Source organism: bacterium (genome assembly GCA_021372615.1).
Classification (GTDB): domain Bacteria; phylum Armatimonadota; class Zipacnadia; order Zipacnadales; family UBA11051; genus JAJFUB01.
In genome coordinates this window covers 1-2454 of record JAJFUB010000097.1, presented here as the reverse complement: position 1 = coordinate 2454, position 2454 = coordinate 1, and the positions used below count along the sequence as shown (strand labels likewise).

General features: G+C 67.0%; 3 protein-coding genes. All 3 read right to left on the bottom strand.

All coding sequences use genetic code 11. The features are described from left to right. Positions 1-677: hypothetical protein (locus tag LLH23_15200; GenBank protein MCE5239812.1), on the bottom strand; the 677-nt coding region annotated here is incomplete at its 3' end. A gap of 17 nt (positions 678-694) precedes the next feature. After that, the gene (locus LLH23_15195) at positions 695-1816 is read right to left on the bottom strand and encodes a hypothetical protein (GenBank protein ID MCE5239811.1); all 1122 of its coding nucleotides are present in this window, start codon (positions 1814-1816) and stop codon (positions 695-697) included. 226 nt (positions 1817-2042) lie between these two features. Continuing rightward, positions 2043-2454 (bottom strand): hypothetical protein (locus LLH23_15190; protein MCE5239810.1); only part of this gene is annotated, 412 nt, incomplete at its 5' end.

The window sequence follows — 2454 nt, the reverse complement described above, 5'->3', positions numbered from 1 at the left end:
GAGTACTGCCACAGTTGGCCCTCGGCGAAGGCGCCGAGGAGGTGGCCGTCTGGTAGAGCGACCAGTGCCGGCGCAGCGGCGGCGACTCGCGCGACGGTCTTCGTCTTGCCGGTGGCGCAGTCCACGGCGACGAGGGCGCCGCTGGTGGTGAGGGCGTAGGCAACCCCCTCAACCGGCCCCGCCAGAGCCATCACGCCGCCGGTGCCTGCTGGCAGGGCGAGGGGCTCGATGGGACTCTTGGCGCCGCGGAATTGCTCCATGCCCTGGCCCATCTCGGCCGTGGCATCGTGCCTGAACAGGCCGCCAGCGTCCGGCCCGTGCCAGCCGCCGAGAAGCTGCTGGTCGCCGATCTGCAGCAGGGCTCCGCCGGTCGCGGTACTCTCGCTCACCGCCCCGGTGTGGGCCACGCCGAAGCCGGGGTGGAAGTAGAAGAGATGGCACTTTTCGCCACAGGTGAGGCCGTAGACATTCCCGGAGGGCAGGGCGAGCAGGGCGCTGATGGCGGACTCGCCCCGGGCGATGGTCGGCTTCACGAGATGTTCGCGGAGGCCGAAGCAGTAGACGCTCCCCTCGCTGACAAAGGGAAAGGCCTTGGTGCGGTAGAGCCTGGAGTGCTCGCTGGCTTCAGGGGCGGCGAGTTCGGGAATCGAGGGCTTGGTTGAAGGCTTGGCAGGCATGGGTTCCTCCGGGGCGGTCACGGGCGGTAGATCAAGAGCGCGCACGGGATGCGGTGGATCGTGGCGAGGTAGAGCGTGCCGTCTTCGCCACAGACACCGCGCCAGGTGAAGTACTCCTGGTCTTTGAGTTCGAACAGATTGAGGGCCTCGCTCTGCTCGGTTGTGAGGTCGTAGCGGGCCAGCACGGTGCCGAGGCCCTGGGGCTGGGCCAGGAAGTACAGATGGCCCTGGCGGTCGGGCACGAGGCAGCGGATCATCTCCGCCGACATCCCCGGCAGGGCCTCGCCGAGGTCCTGGACCTGGGGCGCTTCCTCGCGCGGGTCGAAGCGGAAGAGGTGACCGTTGGAGTAGGTCAGGCCGTAGATCCAGCCATCCTGCGCGAGACACATGTCGGTGACCCACGAGTAGCGGGCATCGGTGTTCCAGGAGTGCGCAAAGGGGCGGGTGTTGAGGAAGACGAGCTTGTCCTGCGCGACGTCGTACTTGATGAGCCCCGAGTTCACGTCGGAAGTGTAGAGATTGCCGGCGGTATCGAAGACCATCGAGATGGGATACTGGGCCGATAGGCGGCCGTAGTCTTTGAAGTCGCGGCCCTGCAGGTTGCAGCGGAAGAGGTGGGCCTTCGGGTAGGTCGCGCCGTACAGACACTGGCGCTCTTCGTCGAGCATCAGATAGGGGATGCCGTCGTTGGGAGTGATGACGCCGTAGTCCACGGTCTCGCCAGAGAGGGTGTCGTGGCGGAAGATGTGGCCGCCGGGGAAGCTCATGTCGGGATCGCCCCACATGCTGAGCGGGCTCCAGAGGGTCTGGCCCAGGGGCGGCGTGGTGCAGTGGGTTGCGCCGTAGAGCTTGCCATCGCGGGCGTGGCAGAGCGAGAAATGGATCTTGCCCTGGGTGGCGTGGCCGTTGTCCGGCGGCTCGCCGGTGACTGTGCCCATGTCGGCGAGGTGCCGCAGGCGGCGCTGGGCAGTGTCGTACGTGTAGACCTGCGCGACGCCGCCGCCGGTGCCTTCGAGGCACAGGCCGATGTAGACCTGCCCGTCGTGGCCCATGGTGATGGTCCAGATCGTGTCATGTTGGGGATGGTCGGTGAACTCAACCGCTTCCCAGTGACGGGGGCTGAGGGGCTTGAGGGTCATGATGGTCTCCCGCTAGATGAGAGGGCGTATGGTGCGGTAGGTGCGCCTTGTGGGGATGGTTTTCCTGCCTGGGGCGGAGGGGTTTGCGGGAAGGGAGTGGGGGGAGGTCGGTGATGGTCGTGATCGGTGATCGCTCGTACAGAGGTCGGTGAGGGCGGATGGGTGGTCGGGGATAACGGCTGCGGGCGAGACGCCCGCACTACGCGGAGATGGGGGGCGAGTGGGTCTAGAGGGCCAGGCGGCGGAGGCGGCTTCGGGTTCTTTCGGCCTTGCGCCGGAGGGTCAGGGCGCGATTGACCAGCTTGTGGTAGGCCACCAGTTGCCAGTCGGGGATGTCCAGGAGTTCCTCGATGAGGTAGCGTGGGGGGCTCATCCGCGGCAGAGGGATGACTACCCAATCGGCCACGTTGAGCGGGCGGAAGATGAGCTCCATGTCCTGGAAGCGCAAGCGCTGGGCGGCTTCCGGCGACTGGGCCTGCATGAAGGCCTCGAAGGTTTTCCGCGCGCGGGCGTCACCGTGCTGGTGCATGAGTTGCCAGTGTTGCAGTGCGTCCTCGACGTCGCCGCGCTGGTTGCGGAGCATCAGGGCGAGGCCCATGTTGGCGTGGGTGAGCGAGGCCTGCGGCGCGATCTGGAGC